The organism is Oceanibacterium hippocampi, assembly GCF_900172325.1.
In the GTDB taxonomy this organism is placed as follows: Bacteria; Pseudomonadota; Alphaproteobacteria; order Sneathiellales; family Sneathiellaceae; genus Oceanibacterium; species Oceanibacterium hippocampi.
In genome coordinates, this window is the sequence record NZ_FWFR01000003.1 from 402430 (window position 1) to 428705 (window position 26276).

20 protein-coding genes and 1 tRNA gene are annotated in these 26276 nt (G+C 66.0%); 7 read left to right on the top strand and 14 right to left on the bottom strand.

Annotation, left to right across the window (positions count from 1 at the left end):
* Window positions 1-7 precede the first annotated feature (7 nt).
* A complete protein-coding gene (apbC, locus tag OCH7691_RS17210) occupies window positions 8-1168 on the top strand; it encodes an iron-sulfur cluster carrier protein ApbC (RefSeq protein ID WP_085884818.1) in 1161 nt (386 codons plus the stop codon).
* 55 nt (window positions 1169-1223) lie between these two features.
* Here the strand turns inward: apbC and ppdK are convergent, their stop codons facing one another.
* The 7 genes from ppdK to OCH7691_RS17245 all read right to left on the bottom strand — a co-directional run bounded on the left by ppdK (window position 1224) and on the right by OCH7691_RS17245 (window position 9211).
* Window positions 1224-3902, bottom strand: coding sequence for a pyruvate, phosphate dikinase (gene ppdK, locus OCH7691_RS17215; RefSeq protein WP_085884819.1), 2679 nt, complete (start codon window positions 3900-3902; stop codon window positions 1224-1226).
* Between the two features lie 30 nt (window positions 3903-3932).
* On the bottom strand, window positions 3933-5987 hold the full coding sequence (gene glyS / locus OCH7691_RS17220) for a glycine--tRNA ligase subunit beta (RefSeq protein WP_085884820.1): 2055 nt from the start codon (window positions 5985-5987) through the stop codon (window positions 3933-3935).
* Window position 5988: 1 nt separating this feature from the next.
* Complete coding sequence (locus OCH7691_RS17225; protein WP_085884821.1) at window positions 5989-6873, bottom strand: glycine--tRNA ligase subunit alpha; 885 nt, start codon at window positions 6871-6873, stop codon at window positions 5989-5991.
* 124 nt (window positions 6874-6997) lie between these two features.
* The gene (locus OCH7691_RS17230) at window positions 6998-7258 is read right to left on the bottom strand and encodes a hypothetical protein (protein WP_085884822.1); all 261 of its coding nucleotides are present in this window, start codon (window positions 7256-7258) and stop codon (window positions 6998-7000) included.
* Between the two features lie 46 nt (window positions 7259-7304).
* Window positions 7305-8168: a S49 family peptidase gene (locus tag OCH7691_RS17235; RefSeq protein WP_370853122.1), complete on the bottom strand. Its 864-nt coding sequence runs from the start codon at window positions 8166-8168 to the stop codon at window positions 7305-7307.
* Between the two features lie 43 nt (window positions 8169-8211).
* Complete coding sequence (locus tag OCH7691_RS17240) at window positions 8212-9006, bottom strand: tRNA1(Val) (adenine(37)-N6)-methyltransferase (RefSeq protein ID WP_085884824.1); 795 nt, start codon at window positions 9004-9006, stop codon at window positions 8212-8214.
* Window positions 8984-9211 carry a putative signal transducing protein gene (locus tag OCH7691_RS17245; RefSeq protein ID WP_085884825.1) on the bottom strand — a complete coding sequence of 76 codons (228 nt, stop codon included), beginning with the start codon at window positions 9209-9211 and terminating at the stop codon, window positions 8984-8986. The genes OCH7691_RS17240 and OCH7691_RS17245 overlap by 23 nt, the downstream gene beginning before the upstream one ends.
* 114 nt (window positions 9212-9325) lie before the next feature.
* On the opposite strand from OCH7691_RS17245, the gene OCH7691_RS17250 reads away from it, so the two are divergent.
* The 4 genes from OCH7691_RS17250 to OCH7691_RS17265 all read left to right on the top strand — a co-directional run bounded on the left by OCH7691_RS17250 (window position 9326) and on the right by OCH7691_RS17265 (window position 12912).
* Window positions 9326-10348 carry a polyprenyl synthetase family protein gene (locus OCH7691_RS17250; RefSeq protein WP_085884826.1) on the top strand — a complete coding sequence of 341 codons (1023 nt, stop codon included), beginning with the start codon at window positions 9326-9328 and terminating at the stop codon, window positions 10346-10348.
* 86 nt (window positions 10349-10434) lie between these two features.
* Window positions 10435-10511: transfer RNA gene (locus tag OCH7691_RS17255), tRNA-Pro, on the top strand.
* Between the two features lie 294 nt (window positions 10512-10805).
* Window positions 10806-11945, top strand: a complete 1140-nt coding sequence (locus OCH7691_RS17260; RefSeq protein WP_176245137.1) for an LLM class flavin-dependent oxidoreductase — start codon at window positions 10806-10808, stop codon at window positions 11943-11945.
* Between the two features lie 94 nt (window positions 11946-12039).
* Entirely contained in the window at window positions 12040-12912 is an 873-nt protein-coding gene (locus tag OCH7691_RS17265) for a TauD/TfdA dioxygenase family protein (protein WP_085884828.1), read from the top strand.
* Between the two features lie 85 nt (window positions 12913-12997).
* Here the strand turns inward: OCH7691_RS17265 and OCH7691_RS17270 are convergent, their stop codons facing one another.
* Window positions 12998-14626 carry a class I adenylate-forming enzyme family protein gene (locus tag OCH7691_RS17270; protein WP_085884829.1) on the bottom strand — a complete coding sequence of 543 codons (1629 nt, stop codon included), beginning with the start codon at window positions 14624-14626 and terminating at the stop codon, window positions 12998-13000.
* A gap of 335 nt (window positions 14627-14961) precedes the next feature.
* Here OCH7691_RS17270 and OCH7691_RS17275 point away from each other — a divergent pair, with 335 nt between their 5' ends.
* Window positions 14962-16344, top strand: a complete 1383-nt coding sequence (locus OCH7691_RS17275; protein WP_085884830.1) for an aminotransferase-like domain-containing protein — start codon at window positions 14962-14964, stop codon at window positions 16342-16344.
* A gap of 12 nt (window positions 16345-16356) precedes the next feature.
* Here OCH7691_RS17275 and OCH7691_RS17280 read toward each other — a convergent pair whose 3' ends face one another.
* A complete protein-coding gene (locus tag OCH7691_RS17280) occupies window positions 16357-17205 on the bottom strand; it encodes an alpha/beta fold hydrolase (protein ID WP_085884831.1) in 849 nt (282 codons plus the stop codon).
* A 1-nt stretch (window position 17206) separates the two neighbouring features.
* Window positions 17207-18802 (bottom strand): rhodanese-like domain-containing protein, encoded by a 1596-nt coding sequence (locus OCH7691_RS17285; protein ID WP_085884832.1) that lies wholly within the window; start codon window positions 18800-18802, stop codon window positions 17207-17209.
* 259 nt (window positions 18803-19061) lie between these two features.
* Here OCH7691_RS17285 and OCH7691_RS17290 point away from each other — a divergent pair, with 259 nt between their 5' ends.
* Entirely contained in the window at window positions 19062-20600 is a 1539-nt protein-coding gene (locus tag OCH7691_RS17290) for an acyl-CoA carboxylase subunit beta (RefSeq protein WP_085884833.1), read from the top strand.
* Between the two features lie 87 nt (window positions 20601-20687).
* Here OCH7691_RS17290 and OCH7691_RS17295 read toward each other — a convergent pair whose 3' ends face one another.
* The 4 genes from OCH7691_RS17295 to OCH7691_RS17310 all read right to left on the bottom strand — a co-directional run bounded on the left by OCH7691_RS17295 (window position 20688) and on the right by OCH7691_RS17310 (window position 26274).
* Complete coding sequence (locus tag OCH7691_RS17295; protein ID WP_176245138.1) at window positions 20688-21893, bottom strand: acyl-CoA dehydrogenase family protein; 1206 nt, start codon at window positions 21891-21893, stop codon at window positions 20688-20690.
* 45 nt (window positions 21894-21938) lie between these two features.
* Window positions 21939-23675 (bottom strand): class I adenylate-forming enzyme family protein, encoded by a 1737-nt coding sequence (locus OCH7691_RS17300; RefSeq protein ID WP_085884835.1) that lies wholly within the window; start codon window positions 23673-23675, stop codon window positions 21939-21941.
* Window positions 23672-25075 (bottom strand): MmgE/PrpD family protein, encoded by a 1404-nt coding sequence (locus OCH7691_RS17305; protein WP_085884836.1) that lies wholly within the window; start codon window positions 25073-25075, stop codon window positions 23672-23674. The genes OCH7691_RS17300 and OCH7691_RS17305 overlap by 4 nt, the downstream gene beginning before the upstream one ends.
* Window positions 25076-25407: 332 nt before the next feature.
* Complete coding sequence (locus OCH7691_RS17310; protein WP_176245139.1) at window positions 25408-26274, bottom strand: ABC transporter permease; 867 nt, start codon at window positions 26272-26274, stop codon at window positions 25408-25410.
* Window positions 26275-26276: the final 2 nt, after the last annotated feature.

Consider the following 26276-nt stretch of genomic DNA (forward strand, 5'->3'; position numbering starts at 1 on the left):
TTCAAGCATGACGGCTTTAAGTCAGGCTGACGTCCTCGGAGCGCTCAAGACCATCACCGACCCCGACAAGGGTACCGACGTCGTCAGCGCCGGGATGATTTCCGGGCTCGTCATCAAGGATGGCAACGTCGGTTTCGCGGTCGAGATCGATCCGGCGGACGGCGAACGCAAGGAAAGCCTGCGCAAGGCCTGCGCCGATATCGTCTACAAGCTGCCGGGCGTCACCTCGGTGACGGCAGTGCTGACGGCGGAGCGCGCCGGCGCCGCCGCCGCGCATGATCACAATCACGACAACGGGCATCGCCACGGTCACGATCACGGCCACGCCCCGGCCGGGCAGCAGCGCCAGCAGGCCAAGGCCGGCATTCCAGGCATCACCTCGATCATCGCCGTCGCCTCCGGCAAGGGTGGCGTCGGCAAGTCCACGACGGCGGTCAACCTGGCGATGGCCCTGAAGGCGCAGGGCCGCCGTGTCGGCCTGCTCGACGCCGATATCTACGGTCCGTCCGTGCCACGCATGCTGGGGATCACCGGGCGGCCGAGCACCGACGACGGCAAGACGCTGGAACCGATGCGGAACTGGGGCATCGTCTGCATGTCGATGGGTTTCCTGGTCGCCGAGGACACGCCGATGATCTGGCGCGGACCGATGGTGATGAGCGCCATCCAGCAGATGCTCAACGACGTCAACTGGGGCACCCTCGACGTCCTCGTCATCGATCTGCCGCCGGGCACCGGGGACGCTCAGCTCACGCTCGCCCAGCGGGTTCCGCTGACCGGCGCGGTGATCGTCTCGACGCCGCAGGACATTGCCCTCCTCGACGCCCGCAAGGGCCTCAACATGTTCCGCAAGGTCGACGTGCCGGTCTTCGGCATCATCGAGAACATGAGTTATTTCCTCTGCCCCAGTTGCGGCGAGCGGTCCGACATCTTCGGCCATGGCGGCGCCCGGCAGACGGCGGCCCAACTCGGCACCGACTTTCTCGGCGAGGTGCCGCTGCACATGGCGATCCGCGAGACCTCCGACGACGGCACACCGATTGTCGCCAGCCAGCCGGACAGCGCGCACGCGCAATGCTACCTGGCAATCGCGGCGAAGGTCGCGACCAAGATCGACGAGCGGCTCGGCAGCGCAGAAGCGGCCGGACCGCGCATCGTCATCCAGTAGGGTCCAGGAGCGTCGATGGTCAGGCGCGGTCCCGGTAAGGACCGCGCCGGCCCGATCAGTCGCGGGCCGCCGTCTTGCCGCTCAGCGCCGCCTGCGCGGCGGCGAGACGGGCGATCGGCACCCGGTAGGGCGAACACGAGACGTAATCGAGGCCATTCTTCTCGCAGAAGGCGACGCTGGCCGGATCGCCGCCATGCTCGCCGCAGATCCCGACCTTGAGCCCCGGCCGGGTCTTGCGCCCGCGCTCGACACCGATCGCGACAAGTTCCCCGACGCCGTCCTGGTCCAGGCTGACGAACGGGTCGTTCGCGAAGATCCCCTGCTCCACGTAGGCATTCAGGAAACTCGCCGCGTCGTCACGGCTGATGCCGTATGTCGTCTGCGTCAGGTCGTTCGTGCCGAAGGAGAAGAACTCCGCCGTCTCGGCGATCTCGCCGGCGCGAAGCGCGGCCCGCGGCAACTCGATCATCGTACCAACCAGGAAGTGCGGGCGCTCGCCCATCTCGCGTTCGACCGCATCGGCAACGGCGACGATCTTGCCCTTCAGGATATCGAGCTCGCGCTTGGTCGCGATCAGCGGGATCATCACTTCCGGTTCGACCGTATGGCCGAGCTTGCGGCCGACCTCGATCGCCGCCTCGAAGATCGCCCGTGCCTGCATCTCGTAGATATCGGGGAACGAGATCCCGAGCCGGCAGCCGCGATGACCGAGCATCGGGTTGAACTCGGCAAGCTCCGCGGCGCGCTGGCGCACCGCGTCCTCGGACACGCCAAGCGAGGCCGCGATCTCGGCGATCTCCTCGGCTTCCCGGGGCAGGAATTCGTGCAGCGGCGGATCGAGCAGGCGGATCGTCACCGGCAGACCGGCCATGACCTCGAACAGGCTCACGAAGTCGCCGCGCTGGACCGGGAGCAGCTTGTCGAGCGCCGGCTTCCGTTCGGCACTGTCGTGGGCGAGGATCATCTGGCGCACGGCCATGATCCGCTCCGGATCGAAGAACATGTGCTCGGTCCGGCAAAGCCCGATGCCCTCGGCCCCGAATTTGCGGGCGGTCTCGGCATCAAGGGGCGTTTCCGCGTTCGCCCGGACCTTGAGCCGGCGGAACTTGTCGGCCCAGCCCATCAGGTTGCCGAAATCGCCGGACAGCTCCGGCTGCACGGTCGGAACCCGGCCGCGCATCACTTCGCCCTTGGAACCGTCGATGGTGATCACGTCGCCGGCGGCGATCTCCTCGCCGAGGATGAGCATGACCTGCTTCGAATAGTCGATACGGATCGAGCCGGCGCCCGAAACGCAGGGCCGGCCCATGCCGCGCGCAACCACCGCCGCGTGGCTGGTCATGCCGCCCCGGCTGGTCAGGATGCCACGCGCCGCGTGCATGCCGTGGATATCTTCCGGGCTCGTCTCGATACGGACCAGGATGACGTCGTCGCCGGCCGCGGCGCGCCGCTCGGCCTCGTCGGAATCGAACACCACGATCCCCGAAGCGGCGCCCGGGCTGGCCGGCAGGCCGCGGGTCAGCACATCGCGCTCGAATGTCGGATCGAGGGTCGGATGGAGCAGCTGGTCGAGCGATGCCGGATCGATCCTGCGGACCGCGTCGGCCTCGTCGATCAGCCCTTCGCCGACCATGTCGACGGCGATCCGGAGCGCCGCCTTCGCGGTCCGCTTGCCGTTCCGCGTCTGCAGCATCCAGAGCTTGCCCTGCTGGACGGTGAATTCGATGTCCTGCATGTCGCGGTAGTGCGCCTCGAGACGCTTGTAGACCGCGACCAGCTCGGCGAATGCCGCGGGCATCGCCTCTTCCATCGACGGCTGGTCGTCGCCGCCCGCCTCCCGCGAACGCTTCGTCAGATGCTGCGGCGTGCGGATGCCGGCAACGACGTCCTCGCCCTGGGCATTGATCAGGAACTCGCCGAAGAAGAGCTTCTCGCCGGTCGAGGGGTCGCGCGTGAAGGCAACGCCGGTCGCCGAATCGTCGCCCATGTTGCCGAACACCATGGCCTGGACATTGACCGCCGTGCCCCAGGCGGCCGGGATGTCGTGCAGCCGGCGATAGGTCACCGCGCGCTGGTTCATCCAGGAGCCGAAGACCGCGCCGATCGCACCCCAGAGCTGGGCCCGGGGGTCCTGCGGGAAGGGCTCGCCGAGCGCCTCGGCGACACGTGCCTTGAAGGCGGCGACCAGTTCGACCCAGTCGTCCGCGGTCATGTCGGTATCGAGAACGATCCCCTGGGTTTCCTTGTGCTGTTCCAGCAGGTCCTCGAAATGGTGGTGGCCGACACCCAGCACGACATCCGAATACATCTGGATGAAGCGGCGATAGCTGTCGTAGGCGAAGCGGCGATCGCCGGAGCGCTTGGCCAGCCCTTCGACCGTCACGTCGTTCAGGCCGAGATTGAGCACGGTATCCATCATGCCGGGCATCGAGGCGCGGGCGCCGGAGCGGACCGAGACCAGGAGCGGTGATTCCGCATCGCCGAAGCGCATGCCGACGATCGATTCCACGCGGGCGAGTGCGGCGTCGACCTCGGCCTCCAGGCCCTCCGGGTAACGCCGGTCGTTGTCGTAGTAGGCCGTGCAGACTTCGGTCGTGAGCGTGAAGCCGGGCGGGACCGGAAGGCCGAGATTGCACATCTCGGCCAGATTCGCGCCCTTGCCGCCGAGCAGATCGCGCAGTTCAGCCGACCCGTCGGCGGCGCCGTCACCGAAGCCGTACACCCACTTGCTCATCGTCTTCCTGTCTCCGCGTAGAGAATCGGGCTATCCCTCGATCATCGAGAAATCACCGAACTGGGCAAAACTGTCGACAATCCGCGCCAGGAGCCGGAGGCGGTTGGCCCGGATCGACGCATCTTCAGCATTGACCGTTACCTTTTCGAAAAAGGCATCGACCGGAATGCGCAATTCCGAGAAGGCGGCAAAGGCCGTCTCGAAGTCCTCCGCCCGCATCGCCGCCTCTGTCGCCTCGCGAACGGTCCCGATCCGGGCCAGCAGTTCGCGTTCCTGGTCGAGCGCGAACAGCGATTCGTCAAGCGCTTCGGCCGAGTAGACGAGACCGTCCTTCTTCGTCTCGATCTCGACGATGCGCGCGGCGCGCCGGAAGGCGATCAACAGGTTGGCGCCGCTGTCGCTGTCGAGAAAACCCTGCAATGCCCGGACACGGCGCAGGAACCGCGTCAGGTCGTCGTCGGCGAGCGCGAAGGCGGCAGCGATCACGTCGTGGCGAATGCCCTCGTCGCGCAGATGCACCTTCAGGCGGTCGGCGAAGAAATCCAGCAGCGTCCCGGCCGAGAACGCGTCGGCCTTGCCGTGCAGTTGCGCCGCCGAATCGAACAGCCGGCCGAGCGGCAGGCGCACGTCGTTCTCGATGATCAGGCGGATCACGCCGAGTGCCGCGCGGCGCAGGGCGAAAGGATCCTTGGAACCGGTCGGCGTCTCGCCGATCGCGTAGAACCCGACCAGCGTGTCGATCTTGTCGGCCAGGGCGACGGCGACGGAGACCGGCGCGGACGGGCAGCGATCGGACGGCCCCTGCGGCGCGTAATGTTCCGCGATCGCCTCGGCGACCGCATCGTCCTCGCCATCGTGACGGGCGTAATAACGGCCCATGACACCCTGCAGTTCGGGGAACTCGCCGACCATGCCGGTCACGAGATCCGCCTTGGCCAGGTAGGCAGCCCGGGCCGCGAGGTCGGCATCGGCGCCGATCGCGGGCGCGATCTCGCCGGCCAGCGCCTGCAGGCGGGTGATCTTGTCCTCGACCGTGCCGAGGCGGGCATGGAAGACGACCTGTGCCAGCTGCGGCACGCGGTGGACGAGCGGCTGGCGGCGATCCTTCTGCCAGAAGAAATCCGCATCCGATAGCCGCGCCCGGAGCACCCTCTCGTTCCCGCCGGTGATCGCCTTGCCGCCGTCGTCGGCGACCAGGTTCGCGATCACCGCGAAGCGCGGCGCCAGCGTGCCGTCGGCGCTTTCGAGCGCGAAATATTTCTGATGGCTCCGCATCGAAGTGGTCAGCACCTCGGGCGGCAGCTCCAGGAAGGCCCCGTCGATCCGGCCGAGCAGCGGCACCGGCCATTCGGCAAGCCCGACAACCTCATCCAGCAACCCGTCGTCGACGATCGGCTTCAGGCCTTCGGCGGCGGCCAGTGCGGCGACGCCGGTGGCGATTCGCCGCCGACGTTCGGCCGGGTCGAGGACCACATGGCCGGCTTCGAGCTTCGCCCGATAGTCATCGAAGTCGCGGACGGCAAACGGTTCGGGCGCCATGAAACGATGCCCGCGGGTCTCCGCGCCACTTGCCAGATGACCGAACGAGAACGGCACGACGGCGCCGTCGAAGAGGCAGAGGATCGAATGCAGCGGTCGCACCCAGCGGATCTCGCCGGCGCCCCAGCGCATCGATTTCGGCCATGGCAGGGCGGCGATCGCCTCGGGCAGCAGGTCCGCAAGCACCTCGCGCGTCGGCCGCCCCTTGCTTTCGATGATCGCCACATGGAAGGCGCCCTTTGGCGTCTCCACCTGGGTCAGCTGGTCACGGGAGAGCCCTGCCCCGCGCAGAAAGCCGTCGATGGCCTTGTCCGGCGCACCGACACGCGGCCCCCGGCGCTCTTCCCGGAGGTCGGGCTGGGCCGCCGGTATACCATCGGCGACGATGGTCAGCCGGCGCGGCGTCGCGAAGGCGCGGATATCAGCACAGTCGAGCGAGGCGCGGGTCAGCCGCTCGCGGACCAGGCGCGCCAGATCGTCGGCAGCGCGCGCCTGCATGCGCGCGGGAATTTCCTCGGAGAACAGCTCCAGCAGCAGTTCGGCCATCTCAGGACTCCGCCGGCAGGTGGCCGCGGCCGCGAAGCCAGGCCTCGCAGCAACCCTTGGCGAGCGCCCGGACCCGGCCGATATAGGCGGCCCGTTCGGTGACGCTGATGACGCCGCGCGCATCGAGCAGATTGAAGGTATGGCTGGCCTTCAGGCACTGGTCATAGGCCGGCAGGGCCAGTCCCTTCTCCAGCAGAAGCGCGCACTGGCTTTCCGCGTCCTCGAAGTGGCGAAACAGGATCGCCGGGTCCGAATGCTCGAAATTGAAGGCCGAGAATTCCTGCTCGGATTGCAGGTAGACATCGCCGTAGCGAGCCCCCGCGCCGTTCCAGTCCAGATCGAAGATGCTGTCGACACCCTGGATATACATCGCCAGGCGCTCGAGCCCGTAGGTCAGTTCGCCGGATACCGGGTGGCAATCGAAGCCGCCGACCTGCTGGAAATAGGTGAACTGGCTGACTTCCATGCCGTCACACCAGACTTCCCAGCCAAGCCCCCAAGCGCCGAGCGTCGGGCTTTCCCAGTCGTCCTCGACGAAACGGATGTCATGACGCTTCGGGTCGATCCCGAGGGCGTCGAGGCTTTGCAGGTATAGCGCCTGAATATTGTCTGGCGACGGCTTCAGGATGACCTGGAACTGGTAATAGCGTTGAAGCCGGTTCGGATTCTCGCCGTAGCGGCCGTCCGTCGGCCGCCGGGAAGGCTGCGCGTAGGCTGCGTTCCAGGGTTCGGGGCCGAGCGCCCGGAGCGTCGTCGCAGGGTGAAAGGTCCCGGCGCCCACTTCCATGTCGTAGGGCTGCAGGATCACGCAGCCCTGGTCGGCCCAGAAATGCTGAAGCGTCAGGATAAGATCCTGAAAGGACGACCCTCTTGGCCGTGACGACATGTGCCGGAATCCGAAAAGGAACTGAATTTTGTGTGCGGCGCAACTTAGCCACAGCATCTGGCCCGGTCAAGCAAGCCGGCGGTACCGACTTTCGCCGCCCCGCAATAGGCCCGGACCGTTGCGTTCAGGCCGGTGGATACGGGCAGCCGGCTCGCCCGCAATCGCGCGCGTCGCCGGTCACGTAAGTACCGCAGCGCGCGCATTTCTGCATTTCCTCGACCGACGGGTCGGCCGGCGCGCGGCGTCCCTTGGGCGCCTTGGCGGGCGCTTCCTCGGCCTTGCGGCCGACCTTGGCGGTATCGCGCGAGAGATATTTGAAGCCGTACCAGACGCCCGCGACGACGGCGGCGAGGACCAGCAGCTTCAGGAAGGAAAAGCCGAACATGGCTTTCTTCTAGGTGGCGTTTGCCGCGAAGGTCAAGCGGCGTCCTTCAGAGCCCGAAGCGCGCCCAGTGCAATCGGGCCTCGAGGCGCGCCATGACGGCGTCGACAAGGGCCTCGGCGCCGCCGCTTCCGGCCAGCCCCATGCGACGGCGGAGCCACGATTTCTCGCCGCCGATCAAGCGCAGCTTCACCTTCTCCCCATAGCGCCGGCGCATCTCGCCCCGCAACTCGCCGATCCCGTCGATCAGGCCGAGCGCGAGGGCCTTGCGGCCGGTCCAGACACGGCCGGAAAAAATCTCCTTGCCCCGGCGCGTCTTCAGCCGGTCGCCGCGGCGGTCCTGCACATGCGCCTTGAAGCTGTCATAGATGTCGCCCTGCAGTTCCTTGAGGCGCGCGATGTCTTCCTCGCGCTCCGGGCGGAACGGGTCGAGCAGCGCCTTCTCCTCGCCGGCGGTATGGACCCGGCGCTCGATCCCGAGCTTGTCGAGCAGGCCGGGAAACCCGAAGCCGGCCGAGACGACGCCGATCGAGCCAACGATCGAATTCTCGTCGGCATAGATCTCGTCGGCGGCAAGCGCCAGCCAGTAGCCGCCGGACGCCGCGACATCCTCGGTGAAGGCGATGACCGGCACCTTCTTCTCCGCCGCGAACTGGCGAATCCGGGCGGAGATCAGGGCCGACTGGACGGGCGATCCGCCGGGCGAATTGATGACCAGCGCGACCGCCTTGACGCCCTTGATCGAGAAGGCCCGCTCGATCGGGCCGGCCAGTCCGGCGAGATTGAGATTGGGGCCGCGCAGCGGGCTGCCGCCGGGCGCGATCACGCCGGCCAGGCGGATGACGGCGACAACGGGCGGGCGCTCGCGGAAGCGCGCCGGCAGCAGGGATCTCAGGCGATCGGTCATGGACATGGCCGGTTAGATAAGACGTCGCGCATGCGGGTACAAGCGCCGCTCAGCGCGGCAGGTCGAGCCCTGCCCCGCCGCGCAGCACCGCATCGGCCTCGACCGAGTAATGTTCTTCACCGGCCGTATGCAGGATAAGGCCCGGCAGCAGCACCGGCGCGGCCCGCGCCCCCTTCACCGCCTGCACGATCAGCCGTTTCGCCGGACGGTCGCGGCTGGGCCAGAGTGGCAGGATGCGGATCGCCCCGGTCCCCGCGCCGAGCGCGGCGAGCAGTTCCGCCAGCCGCTCCGTCCGGTGGATCACGGTGATCGTTCCGCCCGGACGAAGCCGGCGCAGGCCGAAACCGATCCAGCGGCCGAGATCGACCTCGCCCTCATGGCGGGCAAGGCGGCGGCCGGCCAGTTGCGAGGCGCGGCCCCGACCCGCGGCGAAGAACGGCGGGTTGGTGAAGACATGGTCGAAGCCCCGCGCGTCGCCCGCCATTGCCGTCGACCCGACGATGTCGCCGGCGACGATCGCGGCGTTCCCGTCCAGGCCGTTGTCGGCCAGGTTGCGGCGGGCCGCCTCGACCAGGACGTCCTGGATCTCGATGCCGACGAGAGTGAGACCGGAGATCCGGGAGGCGAGACAAAGCAGGGCGGCGCCGGTGCCGCAGCCGATATCGAGCACCCGCTCGCCGGCCGCGGCCGGGACAGAGGCCGCCAGCAGCACCGCATCCGAACCGGACCGGAAGCCGCGCCGCGGCTGCCAGAGCCAGAGCCGTCCGCCGAGGAAGGCATCCCGGCTCCAGTCATCGCCATCGAAGGCGGGAGGTATCGCGTCAGCTTCGGATGCGACGGTCATAGTCTATCCCGGCATCGTCAAGGAGGATGCGCGCATCGGCCAGTTCGTCGTCGGCCACCATCAGGCGACGGGGGATCGCGCCGATGCTGCCCTCGAGAATCGAGGTGTGCGTATCGAACACCAGGACACCCAGGCCGGCACCCCGCAGCAGGCTCTCCACGAAGGACAAAAGTACCGGGTCCGTGGTGCGAAGGAGTTCAACCATACCCTATCCCGTGTTTGCCGCCGCAGTCCGCCGCGCGGGCTTGACCGCACAATGCGGCGATCTATGCTCAGTGCCAAGAATTCCGCCGTCAAGTTAAAGGGTGTGAGGAATAGAGTGGCCATAGTTGTTCCCTTGAGCGGTGACAAGAACGCCGCGGGGCCGGTATCGCTTGACCGCCTGATGGGTCTCGTCAAGGACGACCTGAAAGCGGTCAACGAACTGATCGTCAAGCGCATGGACAGCCGGGTGGCTCTGATCCCGACGCTGGCCAGCCATCTTGTCGCCGCGGGCGGCAAGCGGCTCCGCCCGATCCTGACCCTGGCCTCCGCCCGGCTCTGCAATTACCGGGGCGACCGCCATATCAGTCTCGCGGCCTGCGTCGAGTTCATCCATACCGCGACGCTCCTGCATGACGACGTGGTCGACGAGAGCAACCTGCGGCGCGGCAACGCGACCGCGAACGCGGTATGGGGCAACCAGGCGAGCGTCCTCGTCGGCGACTTCCTGTTTGCCCGGGCCTTCCAGCTGATGACCGCCGACGGCTCGCTCGAGGTGCTTCGCATTCTCTCGAATGCCTCGGCCGTGATCGCAGAGGGCGAGGTCATGCAGCTTGTCACGACCGGCGACACCGAAACGACCGAGGACGCCTATCTCGAGGTGATCGCGGCGAAGACCGCGGCGCTCTTCTCGGCCGCCTGCCGCGTCGGCGCCGCCGTCGCCGAACGCCCCCGGGTCGAGGCGGACGCGCTGGAAAGCTATGGTCGCAATCTCGGCATCGCCTTCCAGCTGGTCGACGATGCGCTCGACTACTCCGCCCGCCAGGCAACGCTCGGCAAGACCGTCGGCGACGACTTCCGGGAAGGCAAGATCACCCTGCCGGTGCTGCTGTCGTTCCGCCGGGGCGACGAGGAGGAACGCCGGTTCTGGCGTCGGGTGATGGAGGACGGCGAACAGGACGAGAAGGACCTGGCCACGGCGCAGCAGCTGATGCGCAAGCACGGCGCGCTCGACGGGACGATCGAACGGGCCCGCCATTACGGCGCCATGGCTCGGGACGCGCTCGGCATTTTCCCGGATTCGGAGGTCAAGCAGGCGCTGATCGAGGCGATCGATTTCTCCATCGGCCGGGCGCACTGACGGCCCGCGACAAGCGTCGATTTTTTGTCGTCAGGTCATCTTGCGATAGCCCGCCGATCCGGCTATAAGCCCGTCACAGTCCGCATCGGGGAGTAGCTCAGCCTGGTAGAGCACTACGTTCGGGACGTAGGGGCCGGAGGTTCGAATCCTCTCTCCCCGACCAGCTGACAAGCGAAAGGCCCCGCCGGTCATCCGGCGGGGCCTTTTCGTTTCCAGGACGGCCAGCCGGCTATCCTGCCGATCGGCGCATGGAACAATCCAACCCGATCCCGCCATCATACCGGTCGCACGACCTTCCGATCGGCGATTGCCCGCACATTGTCGGCGATATTGTGCTACATTATGCCGTTGACAATGGTACAATTCTTGTAACAATTCGATTATCGGCCGTCTAAATCGTGCGTTCGCAACAGGGCAGCAGTCCCTGGCCGGGATCCGTGCGGCAGGAGGGAGCGCCTTGAGCATTCGAATCGGACTTTTCTACCCGAATTTCTATGCCGACCACGCGTTGTCGGGAACCGTCGCCGACGCCAACATGCCGCTCGAGAGTTTCGAGACGCACCGGGCCGTGGCCCGGGCCTGCGAAGACGCCCAGTTCGATTATGTCTTCATGGCCGATGGCATGGCGCCCTACGGCCCGAAGACCCACGAGGCGCGGATCCGGGATCCGCTGCTGATGGCGCCGCTGCTCGCCATGACGGTGCTCGGCGAGACGACCCATCTGCGCTGCATCACGACCCTGCACACCTCCTGGCATCACCCGCTGACCATCGCGCGCATGGGCGCGACGCTGGATTCCATGAGCAACGGGCGCTGGGGCATCAACGTGGTAACCGGGGCCGGATCGTTCGGCCCGCCGCTCGACCCGGAGGCCGTCGGCCAGTTCGATCACGACCAGCGCTACCAGAGGGCCGCCGAGGCGATGGAGGTCATGATGCAGGCCTGGTCCGGCGAGCCGCTCGACTTCGCCGGCGACTATTTCACGGTCAAGGGGCAGATCGTCGCCCCGGTACCGGTCCAGAAGCCCCGCCCGCTGGTCGTCAGTGCCGGCGCCTCGGACGCGGGCCGCGCCTTTGCCGGCCGCTATGCCGACTACACCTTTCTTCCCGGCCGAATGGCAAAGGACGAACTGCTCCGCCGTATCGGGGACATGCGCAATATCGCCGTCGAAAGCGGGCGCCAGGCGAGTGACATCAGGGTCCAGATGCATGCCAGCATCTGCGTCCGCGAAACCGCCGAAGAGGCGCAGAAATACTCCGACTGGGTCGCCGAGAATGTCGATCTCGATCTGGTCGTCGAGTATCTCAACGCGGTGCGTGCCCAGATCAGCACCTACGACGACATCTATACCCAGATGGGCGAACTGCAGATGCGCGAGATCGGCTCGGTCAGCGGCGCACGCAAGATGCACGGTTCGGCCGATGCGGTCGCCGATGAGATCGAGATGCTGCATCGCGAGTTCAACGCCGATGGCATCGTCATCACCCTGCCGATCTGGTCACCCGACGAGATCCGCCAGTTGGGCGCGCTGCTGATGCCCCGGCTTGCTGCGCGCGGCATCTGGGAGCCGCCGGCAGAGCGCAATCACGGCTGGTAGGCAACCTGTCGAACCATGCCCAGTCAAATCGAATGAAGGCCCTGACAATCAATCCAGATGCAAGAAAACTTGCCGGAAGCGGAAGGAGCGACCGATGACCCTGCACGCGATCAATACCGCCGTGAATCGTGACACGACGACCGGAATCGAGATACGCCGGCTGGCGCCCGCACTGGGCGCCGAACTCAGCGGCATCGACCTGGGGGCCGGCGTCGACGACGCCACCTTCGCGGTCATTCATGCCGCGCTTATGGAACACCAGGTGATCTTCTTCCGCGACCAGGACCTGCCGGTCGAGCGTCAGCTGGAACTGGCCAGGCGGTTCGGCAATCCGACCTACTCGAAGAAGCTCCCCAAATACGAAGGCCACGACTATGTCTCGCTGATCGAGAGCGACGGCACCCAGGCCAATGTCGGCGGCCGCTGGCACACCGACAACACCGACTTTGTCGCCCCGCCCATGGGATCCGTGCTCTATGCGGAAGAGACACCGAGCGTCGGCGGCGATACCTTGTTCAGCAGCATGTACGCGGCCTACGAGGCGCTCTCCCCGGGCCTGCGGGCGCATATCGACGGGCTGGTCGCCCAGCACGACAACAACCTCATCAGGCTGCGCTTCATCGACCGGGCCGATCTCCCGGCAACCGGGCTTGATGTGCCCCCGCCGGTCCTGCATCCGGTGGTCCGCGTCCACCCGGTCACCGGCCGCCGCGCGCTGTTCGTCAATTCGAGCTACACGCGACGGATCCCGTCGGTCTCCGACGTCGAGAGCCGCCATCTGCTGGCCCTGCTGATGGAACAGGTGATGATGCCGGAGTTCCAGGTCCGCTTCCAGTGGCGGCCCGGCAGCGTCGCCATCTGGGACAATCGCTGCACGCAGCATTTCGCGTCGAACGATTACCGAGAGAAGCGGCGGATGCGCCGGGTGCAGATTGACGGCGACGAGCCGCGCGGCATCTCGGGCTAGCGCCACGCCCGGCACAGCCGCCGCCGGCCGGATCGGACCGCGAACAACCCGCGAGCGTCCGGTCCGGCCGATCCGGCGACGGGTGTCACTGCCGGCTGTCTGCCTTGGCTTTCAGGGAGGCGATCGCCATGTCCCGAAGCTGGAACTTGCGGATCTTTCCCGTGCCCGCGGTCAGCGGGAATTCGTCCACCTGGAAGACATGGGCCGGAAGCTTGTAGGTCGCCAGCCGGCTCTTCAGAAAGCTCCGGATGTCGGTCGGGTCGATCGTCCGTCCCGGCTCCGCGATGACGAACGCTGCGCCGACTTCGCCGGCCAGCCGGTTCGGCAGCCCGACGACTGCCGCCTCACTGACATCCGGATGCTCGGCGAGCGCCTTCTCGACCTCGGACGTCGAGACGTTGAAGCCCTTGTGCTTGTAGCCATCCTTGATTCGCCGGAGGAAGACCATGCGGCCTTCCGGCGTCATGTACCCGAGATCGCCGGTCCGGAAGAATCCGTCGTCGGAGAACGCCGCAGCGTTCGCCTCCGGATTGTTGTAGTAGCCGATCATGATGTTGTAGCCACGGATGCAGATCTGGCCTTCCTGGCCGGCCGGCAACGGCGCATCGTTCGCGATATCCCGGATCTCCACCTCGATGTCCGGCAGCGGCGTGCCGTGCGTCGTCCGACGAATATCGTCCGGATCGGTCCAGTAGGTGCGGGTAACGGCCGAGGACGTCTCCGTCATGCCGTAACTGGTCAGGTAGCCCGGCATCCTGAGATCCTCGGCGACCCGCCGCATCACCTCGCCATCGGTACCGGAGATGATGCCGGTACGCAGCGACCGGGTGCGCTCCGGCCGGTAATCCGGATGATTGAGAATTTGCTCGATCATGATCGGGAACAGGTAGGTGAACGTGCAGCGCTCGCGCTCGATGACCTCGATCGCCCGTCGCGGATCGAAGCGACGTTCCAGTACCACGCACGAGCCGCGACTCCAGCAGGTGAGCACGCCGTTCACATTCGCCAGGATGCCGAACAGCGGCACCGCGAGGAACAGCCTGTCGTCGGCCTGCTGATCGAACCGTTCGCCGTGATCCCAGGCCTTGCGGAAGCCGGTGTGGTTCAGCATCGCGCCTTTCGGAAGCGCCGTGGTTCCCGAACTATAGGCGATCATGCCCGGCGCATCCGGATTGGTCTCGAGCGGCGGAACCGGCAAGGCGGAATCGTTCGGGCCGGGCCAGTGCGTCACGCCGGAAGCGCCTTTCTCGCTCGGATCGATCGCGATGACGTGGCGGAGCTTGGGCAGGCGGGACGCGCCGTCGCTGCCGAGCGGCCCGTCCTGGAGTTCGGGACAGAGCGTCAGCACGTCGCCGAGGAAATCGTGGAACGCCCCGTCGCCCGGGACAATGATGGCCCGGCTGTCCGATTGCTCGAACTGGTAAGCAGCCTCCTCGAGCTTCAGACGGGTATTCAGCACGACCGGCACCAGGCCGATCTGCGCGGCACCCAGCCAGTACCAGATGAATTCCGGGCGATTCGGCATCCAGATCGACACCTTGTCGCCGCGCGCGAGGCCGAGCGAGCCGAGGCGCGCCGAGGCCCGGTCGATTTCCTCGCGGGCCTCGGTGAAGCTCAGTCGCCGGTCCTCGAAGACCAGGGCTTCGCGGTCGCCGAAGGTCGCCACGACCCTGTCGAGGGCAAGGCCGTAGCTCAAACCGATATAGGGGTTCATTTGCGCCCCCTTTCCGGGATTGATTTCACTTCAATGCACGGCAACAATCGCTCTGTCAGGAACGTCATTATGGACAACCTCAACCGAAAGATGATTAGATGGGCAGGTCTATTTGATTTTCGCGCAGCGCGACAGCCGCGGCCGAACCATCGAATTGATTGAATCTCCCGTGTTTCAGGGCCGTGACGCCCCAATCCCGCGAAAACGCCGACAGGTGATATCGAATTCGATTGCCGGATTCACTCGAACAATATGTCCGAATGGTGTTAGGATAATTTGGGACACTAATAGAGTCAATTTACAGGCGTCAATAGATACAATAGCCAGGGTAAATCATGTGGACGCTTGACATATCCGATCGAGAAGGCCCGACCTATCTGGCTGTGGCCGACGCATATGCCGACGCGATCGAACGCGGCGACCTGCCCGCCGGCACGCGGCTCCCGCCGCAGCGCGACCTGGCACGTCAGCTGGGCGTGACCGTCGGCACGATCAGCCGCGCCTACGCGCTGATGAACAAGCGCGAACTGGTCAGCGGCGAGGTCGGCCGCGGAACCTTCGTGCGTGGCACGTGGCAGAATGCGCCGAAGGTCGACTTCACGAGCGACGGCTCGCCGACCCGTGCCCTCGATCTCGCCTGCTTCAGGGCTCCGGTCAGCAGCGCGAACGCCATCATCTCCGACGCCGCGATCCAGGCGATCGGGCAGACCGGGCTGCACCCGCTGCACAAATACCCGCCGGCCGTCGGGTTCCCGTCGCATCGCAGCGACGGCGCCCAGTGGCTGACCCGTTACGGTCTCGAGGTGACCGGCGACCGGGTGCTGATCTGCGCCGGCGCACAGATCGCCCTGAATGTCGCGCTGAATGCCTTCCTTCGGCGCAAGCGGGTGCTCGGCGAAAGCATCACCTATGCCGGCCTGCGCGCGATGTGCGCCATTCACGAGATCGAGCTGCACGGTTTGCAGATCGACGAATACGGCCTGGTGCCGGAGGCGCTCGACCGCGCCTGCGCCGCCGGGATAAGCGGCACCCTGGTCGTACAGCCGACGCTTCACAACCCGACGACCGCCTCGATGCCGCTGGAACGACGGCAGGAAATCGCGCGCCTGGCGATCAAGCATGATCTGCTGGTGATCGAGGATGACACGGCGGGCGGCATGCTGACCGACCGGCCACCGCCAATCGCCAGCATGGCGCCGGACCACACGATTTACATCACGAGCCTGTCGAAATGCCTGAGCCCGGCGCTGCGGCTTGGCTACATGGTCGCGCCGAAGCGGCATATCGACCGGCTGGAACGCATTCTCCACACGCTTTCGCTGGGCGCATCGCCGCTGGTCTCCGACATCATGTCGGTGCTGCTTGCAACCGGTGCGGCCGAGAAGATCGTCGCGATGAACCTGAAGGAGACTATGCAGCGCCAGGCCATTCTCACGGAAACGCTGAAATCGAACCGGCTGCACAGTCATCCCGGCGCATTCTTCTCCTGGCTGCCACTGCCCTCGCCCTGGCGGGCGCATGAATTCGTTGCCGCGGCGCTCCGCGAAGGCGTCAACGTCACCGACGGAGACAACTTCCTGGCCGATCGTCGCCAGCATCTCAGCGCAGTGCGCATTTCCGTCGAGGGCGCTCCCACTCACGAGACACTGCGTCGCGGTGTTTCGGTGCTGGCTCGCCTGATGGAGGACGAGCCGGAGGCCTGGGTGGCCGTCGTCTGAGCCGCCGCCGGTTCAGCTGTCGGTCGCCCGACCGTCCAGCAATTCGTTGACGGTATCTGCCGCGTCATAGGCAACCCAGTGGCCGGCGCCCGGCACCAGTGTTGTCCTGAGCGCCGGGTACCTGCCACGTAGATTGTCGAGGCAGGTTGCGACATCCGGCATCAGGTAGCGGTCATGTTCCCCGGCAATCACGTGCGAGCGCGATGCCATGCTTTCCAGTGCGTCCAGCAGCGCCGTCGAAGACGAGATCGGCATCCCGATCAGCCGGCGCCGACGCGATGTCACCCGGTAATGAACGTCGATCGCGAGATCGTCGACCCGGGCGGGATCGCCGATCATGCTGACTTCGAGATTGTGGCGAACAACGGCCCGCTGGGCCTCTTCCGATTCCTTGTAGGGGCGGCGCAGCATACCTTCGCCATTGTCCCGCCAGCCCTCGCCCAGACCGGCCGGACCAAGCACGAAGAGTTCCCGGACCCGGTCGCCCAGCTGGACGGCGGCGGTCGCGGCAATCACCGATCCGAGGGAGAAACCGGCCATCCGCAGCGCCCCTTCCGGCACCAGCCGCCGGATGCCTGCGACGACGACCTCCGCCAGCCGGCCCGCATCGACCGGCGGCGGCAACGGGTCGGAATCCGAGAGCCCGGGCAGATCGCAGGCGATGACCCGGGCGTGTCGGGCGAGCGGCTCGATATTGCGGATCCAGTGTTCCCAGGAGCCGTGACCGCCGTGGAGCAGCACGATCGGCGGCCCCTCGCCCCAGACCCGCCAGGCCATCTCGCCATCGCCGCATGGCGTCGCGACCCGCTGCGACGACCGGGCCAGGCGCTCCGGAAGATCGAGATCCAGGGCTCCGGACATCTCAGAGGCGGCCTTCGACGGCCGGCCCGGACCCTTCCACGAGTTCGATCTCCCATTTCAGGTAGCGAAGCATGCCTTCCTTCCCCTGCTGGTAAGGCGGCAGGACATAGTCGGCACCGCCATATTCTTCGGCGGGTTCGCCCTTGCCGAGCGTTTCCCCCGCCGCCCGCCAGGCGGGCGTGCCGCCACGAAGCACGGTGACGTTCCGGTAGCCCAGTTCGGCCAGCGTTGCCGCGGCGAAGACCGCCTGGCTTTCTTCCCGGGCGGTCACGAGCAGCGCCGTGCCCTTGTCGGCGATGTCGCCGATGCGCAGTTCCAGCCAGCCGCGCGGCAGCCAGCGCGCGCCGGGCAGATGACCCTGGGCGAACTGACGGCTCGGCCCGACATCGATCACCGTCGCCGCCGTCGGCCCGCCGATCATCTCGCGCGCGGATGCTGCATCGACGAAACTCGTCGACTTAGCGGCCGCCGCAAGGCCGCGCGGTTCGGACCGAGGCCGGCCCGTTTCCACCGGCCGCCCCTCCTTTCGCCACCCCGGCAAGCCACCCGCCAGCCGGGACACATGCGGGTAGCCGATCCGGCGCAGCCAGTAGCCGGTAAGCGCCGCCCGGGCGTCGTCGTCATCGACCAGCAGGATCTCGCCATCCGGCACGGCGAAGAAGTCGTCGGCGCGCTGGATCGCCTGCCCGCCGGGCAACGCCGCCGTCCCCGGGATGTGACCGTCGCGATAGGTATCGAGGCTGCGTACGTCGTAGGCATAGACGTTTCGCGCGCCCCGTTCGGCGATCCGCGTTGCCAGTTCGTCATTCGACACGATCCCGACACCGACCTGGTCGGCGAGCCGGGCCGCCGTCACCTTCGCCTGTTCGGCAGAAGCGGCGCTCGGCGCATCGAGCTGTCGCATGACGTCGCGCTCGAGCGCGAGATCTTCCAGCAGCCACCCGGAAGTGCCGTTCTCCATCGCATAGGCATTCTCGATACCGAGAAGATGCAGCGTGCGGGCGGCGATGATACTGCGCGTCCTGCCGGCGCAATTGACGATCACCGTGTCGTGCTTCCGGGCGAGGTCGTAGGCGTTCAGGACCAGGTCGAAAGACGGCGCCTCGTAACCGCCAGGGATATGCCCCTCCTGGTATTCGCCGGGCGTGCGCACATCGCAGATGACCATGTTCTCGCCGGCATCCATCCGCTGCTTCACCTCGAGCGCGGTCAGTGCCTGTGGATGCTCCTCCGTATGAACCCGTTCGCCGAAGGCCTTTGACGGAACGTTCGAGCCGGAGATGACCGGATGCCCGGCAGCACGCCAGGCCGGCAGGCCGCCGTCCAGGTGCCCCGCCTCGGCATAGCCGATCTGCCGAAGCGTCGCCGCCGCGAGTTCCGCGCGGCCGTCCCCGTCATCATAGACGACGATCCGTGTCGACTGGGCGGGGACGAGATCGGCGATCCGGTATTCGAGTTGCCGCCGCGGCACCGAGCTTGCGCCGAAGATATGGCACGCATCGGCCTCGCCGCGCTCGCGCACGTCGAGAAGCGCCCAGTCGCGCGTTTCGCTGGCCGATCGCATTTTGTGCAGTTGCGCGACGGAATAGGCATTCATCGACGTGGCCTCCTCGGGCTTCTCCTGGTCGGCCCCGTCACTCCGGTGACGGCGAATCCGGGTTGCCGGATACGCTAATTTGAACCGATCATTGGGGTACAATTTGTCTCATTATTGCTTGCATTGTCAGCCTCAATCAAGCCAAACTTGCCACGACGCGCAATCGAATTGACCGACGATGCCGGCTTGCCGGATCGGCGTCAGGTCCTTCACGGGCTTTCGGGCAGCGAGATAAAAATGATGGAAGCGGCAAAGCGCGATGGATAAATCGTTACTGGACGATCTCGAAGAAAAACGACGCCTGGGCAAGGCGATGGGCGGTCCGGAGAAGCTTCAGGCACACGCCGCCGCCGGCAGGCTGAACGCCAGGGAGCGCCTCGACGTGCTGCTGGATCCGGGTTCGTTTGTCGAGATCAGTGTTCTCGCGCGCAGCCAATTGCCCGAATTGCATGCCCGAACGCCGGCTGACGGGCTGGTCTGCGGCTATGGCACAATCAACGGGCGAATCGTCTATGTCACGTCCGAGGACCGGACGGTACAGGCCGGCACCCGCGGCCGGGTCGCCGAGAAGAAAACCAACCGCATCCGCACCCTGGCACTGAAACACGGCGCCCCGTACATCACGCTCATGGAGGCCGGCGCCGGTCGCTTCCAGGAAATCAGCGGCGCGATTGCCGCCGACGTCGGATATCGCTTCCTCGAGCATTTCCAGATGTCCGGCAAGGTCCCGCAATGCGCCGTTTTCCTTGGCGCATGTTTCGGCGGTCCGTCCTTCACGGCGATGCAGTCGGATTTCGTCAGCATCGTCCGGGACAACGGCTATATCGGCATGTCCGGACCGCCGCTCGTACGCGTCGGGCTCGGCCGCGAGGTCACGATGGAGGAGATCGGCGGCGCCGTGAAGAGCGCCAGGGAAACCGGCCAGGCCGACTATCTGGCGGATGACGAGCGGAGCGCGCTGCAGTCGGTTCGCGATTTCCTCTCCTATTTTCCGTCCAACGCGGACGAAGCGCCGCCCTCGGCCGCGCCGGAGCCGGCACCCGTGGATTCGGAGGAGGGCCGCGAACGCATCGCCGCGCTGGTCAGCGAGAACGGCCGGAAGCCCTACAAGGGCGATGAACTGGTCAGCCTCCTGGTCGACGGCGGCAAGCTGTTCCCCTACCGGGCGAGCTACGGGCGCAGCCTCTTCACCGGCTGGGGCCGGATCAACGGCGAGGTGGTCGGCTTCGTTGCCAGCAACCCGATGGTCCTCGGTGGCGCCCTGGACGACAAGGCGGCGATCAAGGCCCGGAAATTCGTCGATATCTGCGACGCCTTCCACATCCCGCTGGCCTTCTTCATCGATTGCCCCGGCTTCATGGTCGGTCCGGAGATCGAGAACAAGCGCATGGTCAGCCTGGCCGCGCGCCTGCTGAACACCATGGCGGGCTGCACGGTCCCGAAGGCGACCATCGTGATCCGCAAGGCAATCGGCCTCGCCTACCTGGCGCTCGGCGGCAGACCGATGGATCCGGACGTCATCGTCGGCTGGCCAACGTCGCACTTCGACCCGATGGGCCCGCTGGCCGGGGTCGAACTCGTGCATGCCCGGGCGATCGCCAATTCAGACGACCCCGACGCGCTCCGGGCCGAGCTGATCGAGAAGGCGAAGAAGGATGCGGATTGTTATCGTGCGGCCGAACTGGCGCTGATCGACGACATCATTCATCCCGCCGAGACCCGCACGGTGATCGCCGACATGATCACGCGTACCGCGGCAACCCGCAAAACCGGGTTCAAGCACCGCATCGACCCCTGAGGCCCCGAGGGGCTCCGAGGGGCTCCGACAGTCCGGGCCGGCCGATCCTATCGGCCGGCCCGTTTTCGTCGTGGCGTGACTGCCGCCTCAGCGCTGCATCGTGGAATCGAACTCCTCGCCCAGTTCCGACTGCCCGATGATCTGGGCCGTGCGGTCATGGCCGGCATGCTGGATATGGGTCTGCACGTTGGCGATGGCGCGGCCGAGCGGGAATTCGTCGAACAGGGCCGTCGAACCGGACGCCATGGTCACCTTCTCGCAGACGTCGAGCGCTGCTCGTGCGGTGGTGAATTTCGCGGCCATCGAAAGCAGTTCGGACTCGACGACGGACTTCGTCTTCCAGGACCGGATTGCGTCATGGAATGTCGATTCCGCGTTCTGAAGCTGGATCTTCATTTCGCCGGCGCGCAGCAGGACGATCGGGTCCTTCGCCTTGCCCTTCTTGACGATATAGTCGCGGAACCACTGGTAGACACCTTCGGCGACGCCGAGATAGTTGGCCGCGAAACCGAGGTGATACTTGCCCTGCCAGCGCTGGCGGGGATAGATGCCGGGGACGCCCAGGATGTTTTCCTTCGGCACATGCGCATTGGTCAGCGTGACCAGCGAGCTCACGGCGGAGCGCATGCCCATCGGCCGGTACCAGTCATGGTCGATCTCGACGCCTTCCTGCCCCGGCTCGATAAGGGTCATCAGGTGGTTGTCCGCCCAGTGCTCGATCCCCTCGACCGAGGCAAAGGCGATCGCCACGATGATCATCGGCGCGTTGGTCGCGTAGTTCTTCACGCCATTGACGATATAGCCGCCGTCGTCGAGCGGCTTCGCCTTGGTCGTCATGATGTACATGTGACGACGGTTGGGCTCGCTGCCGATCCCGGTGACCATCACCGGTTTCTCCATCTGCGGCTTGATGTAGCGCTCGTGCTGGTCGTCGGTCCCGAGGACGTCGAGTATCCAGTTGTTGTGAATGTTGGCCTGCAGGCAATGCGCCGTCGATCCGCAACCGCGCGCGGTCATGCGAATGGCCTGGAGATAGCTTGCCGGATCGTCGGTATCGAGATTGCTCCCCTTGCCGCCCCACTTCTTCGAGATCGTCGCGGTGAGCCAGCCGCGCTCGAAGAGATCCTGGATATTGGCCTCCGGCATCTTGCATTCCGGATCGTAGAGGATGCTGCGTTCGCGGAACTTGGTCACCGCCAGTTCGCCCAGTTCCTGGATCTCCGGAGCATTAAGCGCATCGACCGGGTCGATGAAGCTTCCCCCGCGGTTTTCCGCGGTCATCGAGTAATTCATGTCAGTTCCTCCCATGGGATTGTCCGCCGGCACGACGAACGACATTCACGTTTCGGCTATTTCGCCTTCCACGAGGCGACGGGCCAGTTCCTTGAGTTCGAGGCGGCGAACCTTGCCGCTGCTCGTCATGGGAAACGCCTCGACGAGGCGAACATGACGCGGCACCTTGAAGCTGGCGGTGTGCTTGCGGCAGTACTCGATCAGCGCGGCAGGCTCGACGGTCTGGCCGGGTCGCGCCTTGACGAACACGAACGCGGCTTCGCCGAGACGGCGGTCGGGAACGCCCACGACAACCGCCTCGCCGACACCCGGGAACCGGTTGACGAAGTCCTCGATCTCGGAAGTCGCGACGTTGAAGCCGGACGGCTTGATCATTTCCTTCAACCGTCCGCGATAGACCAGGTGGCCACTCGGGGTCAGTTCGCCGAGATCCCCGGTGCGCAGCCAGCCCTTGTCGTCGAAGGTCTCGGCGGTGTCCTCAGGCCGGTTGTAGTAGCCGGCCATCAGCGTGTAGCCGGAAACCCGGATTTCGCCGATCTTGCCGGGCGGCAGGTCAGCGCCGGTATCGTTGTCGACGATACGGACGGTGACGCCGTCCACCGGCAGACCGTTGGTCTCCGCCCGAAGCGCCAGCGGCTCGTGCCACCAGGACCGCGCGATCGCGTTCGACGTCTCCGACATACCGTAGACGTTGCACATCTCGGTCGCGCCGAAGGCCTCGACCACCCAGCACAGACCGGCCGGCGACAAGGGCCCGCCCGCACCGGTCCTGAGATGGCTGTAGTCGAAGTCCCGGAGGCCCTCGAAGTCCTCCAGATCGCGCACCATGGTGTCGACGAAAAATGTGAAGGTGATCCGCTCGTCCTGCAGCAGGCGGCAGAAACTTGCCGGTGAGAAGCGTCTGCCGATGACGAAGGCGCCGCCGGCGAACAGGGTCGACAGCGTGTAACCGGTGCCGGTCGCGGTAAACAGCGGCACGGGCGCCAGAAAGCGGTCGTCGGGTCCAAGCCGAAGCCGGGCGACGGTGCCGAAATTGCTCTGCAAAAGCGCGCCATGGCGGACCATCGCGCCCTTGGGCAGCGACGTCGTGCCGGAGGTGTAAAGCAGTTGGGCGATATCGGACGGCCGCACGGCGGCGCGGCGGCGATCCAGTTCATCGTCCTGACCGGCGAGGGCGCGGCCGCTCGCTTCGATATCGGCAAAGCGCAACATGCTTCCGGGCAATTCCGCACCCAGCCCGATGACCCGGCGCAGCCGCGGCAACGACCCGACCTGCCAGCCGGCGGGATCCTGCTCCTGCCAGTCGGCGACCAGGCGCGCGAGGATGTCGAAGTAACTGATATTCTCGAAGCCGTCCTCGACGATCAGCATCACGCTGTCGGACTGTTTCAGAATGTAGCCGGTGTCGGCGTCGCGGAAGCGCGTATTGAGTGGCACCAGGACAGCGCCCGCGTAGGGTACCGCCCAGCGCGCCACCATCCACTCGATGCGATCGGACATCCACAGGCAGACATGCTCGCCCGGCTCGATACCGAATTCGATCAGTCCGCGCGCAAAGGCCCGCACCCGTTCGGCAAGTTCGCGATAAGTGATCCGTTCGCCGTCGCAAACGACCGCCTCGCGATCGCCATGCACCGTTGCGGCCCAGTCGATCGCGTCCGCGAAGACCGAATTCCTCCAATCGACGGAGTCGCCGGGGGTCGGGGGCATCGCGGTGCCCGCCTCCATGTCAGGATGATCGATGGTGCGGTCGGATGTCATGCTGGCAGGCTTGTCGATCATGCGGCCTGCCGGGCGGCGTCGTCGCGCGCGATGTCTTCAAAGAAATGCGCCATGTCGGCGACCTCCTCGACCGCGAGCATCCGCGCGGCAAGCACCCCTGCCCGTGCCGGTTCAAGCGGGTCGACGCCACGACCGGTGCAGGAACGGAACTTTGCATCGATCTCGCTGTCGGAAAGCGGCGCCTCCGGCGTCCCCGGCATGCCGGTGACCTGTTCGCTGAAATGGCGTCCATCGACCGTTTCGATCTCCACCGTCGCCGGGGCCAGCAATGTCGAGAGACGCTCGTCGACGACGACCTCGATGCGCTCGATCATCGGACCGATGGCCGGGTCGAACATGGCCGGCGGCATGATGTCCTCGACCCCCAGATGGCCGCGCAGAAGCACAGAGGCGACCGAGTAGAAGATATTGAACTGCGCGTTCACCTGCGGCGTGTCGCCGGGCCGGAACGGGCCGCCGGTGATCTGCTGCATGTACGGCGTGATCGTCACCCTGGCCCGCGCGATGTCGCCGGCGCCCAGGCCCTCCCCATGGACAATGCGGAGCGCCGCCTCCGCCGCCGCATGATTGCAGGCGCAGCTCGGGAACTTCTTCAGGCTGATCTCCGGGTTCAGGTAGCGACTGCCGAGTCCGTCCAGCATCGGCGTCGGATCACCCGCCTCGTAGAGCTCCCAGATACCGGCATTGCCCTCGAGGATCGCGGCCGGGCCAATGATGCCGGTCGCGGCCAGCAAGGCCGCCTGTACGCCGGTCTGCGCCGCGAACGCGGTCTGCATGCGCTTGGTGTAACTACGCTCGATGTTGGACTGGCGACTGCCGCCGGCGCTGCCCAGCGCGATTCCCATCGCATTCCGGATGCCCGGCGCGTCGAGGCCGAGAAGTTTGGCCGACGCCGCCGCCGCGGCGAGGCATCCGTAGAGTGAGGAATAGAACCAGCCGCCGTTCTCGGAGGTTGTAAGGCCCATTCGGCAGGCGAGATCGTTTCCGAGGACAAGGGCCTCGAGAAACGCCTTGCCGCTGGATTTCTGGCGTTCCGCCACCGCCAGCACCGCGGGCAGGATGGCAATGTCGCAATGCATGACGGACGGCTCGTGCAGGCAATCGTAATCGAGCGCGCCGGCGAGCGTGCCGTTCACCAGCGCGGCCATCGCCGCCGGTACGCGGTCGCCGAAGGCGAACAGCGTCGCATCGGCCGCGCCGCCTTCGCGAACCGCGAAATCGCGGAGCTCTGCCGAACCGGGGGAATCCGTGGCCGCCCAGGCAACGCCTATGCTGTCGAGGGCGATCCGCTTCGCCGCCGCCACCGCATTCGGCGGGATATCCGAAAGCGTGGTGGACGCCATATGCTCCGCCAGCAGGTGGGCATATGTCTCGGTGGGCTCCAGCCGTCTGCGCGTCATGGCACGTCCTCCCCATCACAAGAGGCAATGTATCAATATTGATGCAATTTTTTGCCCCTAATATGGGTACATTAAGCTCTATTTGCCTGACATTGCAAACCTGAATCCGCGCGACACGCCCGCATTGTTACCAATTTCCGGTGCCTCGCCCGGCTCCGGCCGCATTCACCGGAACCGCAATGGCTCGACGGGAAGTCCGGGGGAAAACGGAAACAGGCGGAAGCGCCTGCGCGCTCCCGCCTGATTCCGTCCGGCGAAGGTCCCGGACAAGGCTGTGTTGGTATGGCGGCAACCGGGAAAGCCCTGCCGCACGAAGCGGCAGGGCATCCGGATCAACGCGCGCGGTTGAATTTCGGATCGAGCCGATCGCGCAGGACGTCGCCGAGCAGGTTGGTCGAAAGCACGGTGATCATGATCGCCAGGCCCGGGAACAACACGGTCCACCAGCCGAGTTCGACGTAAGGCCGGCCCTCGGCAACCATCATGCCCCAGGTCGGCATTGGCGGCGGCACGCCGACGCCGAGGAACGACAGGGTCGATTCCAGCAGGATTGCCGCTGCGATCTGCAACGTCGCCATGACGATGATCGTATTGACCAGATTCGGCAGGATATGCAGCCAGAGCAGTCTGAGCGGGCCGCAGCCGACCGCGTAGGCCGCCTGCACATAATCCAGTTCACGGATCGACAGGGCCTCACCGCGAACCATTCGGGCGAAAGGTGCCCAGTAGATGAAGCCGATGATCAGGATCACGTTGAGCAGACTGGGCCCGAGCGTTGCCGCAACGGCCAGTGCGATCAGCACCGACGGAAGCGAGAGAAAGAGGTCGGTCAGGCGCATGATTGCCTCGCCGATCCATCCCCCGATCATCGCCGACATGATCCCCATCAGGACACCGATGATGATGGCGACGCCGACAGAACTGACGCCGACCAGCAGGGAGACCCGGCCGCCGTGCATCAGTCGGCTGAAGATATCGCGACCGAGCGCGTCGGATCCCATGACAAACTCTGACCCCGGTTCGGTCAGGAACGCCTTGAGATTCTGCGTATTCGCATCGTAAGGCGCAAGAACGTCGGCGAATACAGAGGTAAACACGACGATCAACAGGAACGTCGCCGGAATGATCGTGCGCCAGGAAATACGGTTTCGCGGCTGCTTCACCACCGTTGCCCCCGGTTCAATGACATTTGTTTTCATGG

What these genes read in the sequence shown, in the direction of transcription:
- apbC (WP_085884818.1), top strand. Translation starts at nt 8, where the DNA reads ATGACGGCTTTAAGTCAGGCTGACGTCCTCGGAGCGCTCAAGACCATC.
- ppdK (WP_085884819.1), bottom strand. Translation starts at nt 3,902, where the DNA reads ATGAGCAAGTGGGTGTACGGCTTCGGTGACGGCGCCGCCGACGGGTCG.
- glyS (WP_085884820.1), bottom strand. Translation starts at nt 5,987, where the DNA reads ATGGCCGAACTGCTGCTGGAGCTGTTCTCCGAGGAAATTCCCGCGCGC.
- OCH7691_RS17225 (WP_085884821.1), bottom strand. Translation starts at nt 6,873, where the DNA reads ATGTCGTCACGGCCAAGAGGGTCGTCCTTTCAGGATCTTATCCTGACG.
- OCH7691_RS17230 (WP_085884822.1), bottom strand. Translation starts at nt 7,258, where the DNA reads ATGTTCGGCTTTTCCTTCCTGAAGCTGCTGGTCCTCGCCGCCGTCGTC.
- OCH7691_RS17235 (WP_370853122.1), bottom strand. Translation starts at nt 8,168, where the DNA reads ATGTCCATGACCGATCGCCTGAGATCCCTGCTGCCGGCGCGCTTCCGC.
- OCH7691_RS17240 (WP_085884824.1), bottom strand. Translation starts at nt 9,006, where the DNA reads ATGACCGTCGCATCCGAAGCTGACGCGATACCTCCCGCCTTCGATGGC.
- OCH7691_RS17245 (WP_085884825.1), bottom strand. Translation starts at nt 9,211, where the DNA reads ATGGTTGAACTCCTTCGCACCACGGACCCGGTACTTTTGTCCTTCGTG.
- OCH7691_RS17265 (WP_085884828.1), top strand. Translation starts at nt 12,040, where the DNA reads ATGACCCTGCACGCGATCAATACCGCCGTGAATCGTGACACGACGACC.
- OCH7691_RS17270 (WP_085884829.1), bottom strand. Translation starts at nt 14,626, where the DNA reads ATGAACCCCTATATCGGTTTGAGCTACGGCCTTGCCCTCGACAGGGTC.
- OCH7691_RS17275 (WP_085884830.1), top strand. Translation starts at nt 14,962, where the DNA reads ATGTGGACGCTTGACATATCCGATCGAGAAGGCCCGACCTATCTGGCT.
- OCH7691_RS17280 (WP_085884831.1), bottom strand. Translation starts at nt 17,205, where the DNA reads ATGTCCGGAGCCCTGGATCTCGATCTTCCGGAGCGCCTGGCCCGGTCG.
- OCH7691_RS17285 (WP_085884832.1), bottom strand. Translation starts at nt 18,802, where the DNA reads ATGAATGCCTATTCCGTCGCGCAACTGCACAAAATGCGATCGGCCAGC.
- OCH7691_RS17290 (WP_085884833.1), top strand. Translation starts at nt 19,062, where the DNA reads ATGGATAAATCGTTACTGGACGATCTCGAAGAAAAACGACGCCTGGGC.
- OCH7691_RS17295 (WP_176245138.1), bottom strand. Translation starts at nt 21,893, where the DNA reads ATGAATTACTCGATGACCGCGGAAAACCGCGGGGGAAGCTTCATCGAC.
- OCH7691_RS17300 (WP_085884835.1), bottom strand. Translation starts at nt 23,675, where the DNA reads ATGATCGACAAGCCTGCCAGCATGACATCCGACCGCACCATCGATCAT.
- OCH7691_RS17305 (WP_085884836.1), bottom strand. Translation starts at nt 25,075, where the DNA reads ATGACGCGCAGACGGCTGGAGCCCACCGAGACATATGCCCACCTGCTG.
- OCH7691_RS17310 (WP_176245139.1), bottom strand. Translation starts at nt 26,274, where the DNA reads ATGAAAACAAATGTCATTGAACCGGGGGCAACGGTGGTGAAGCAGCCG.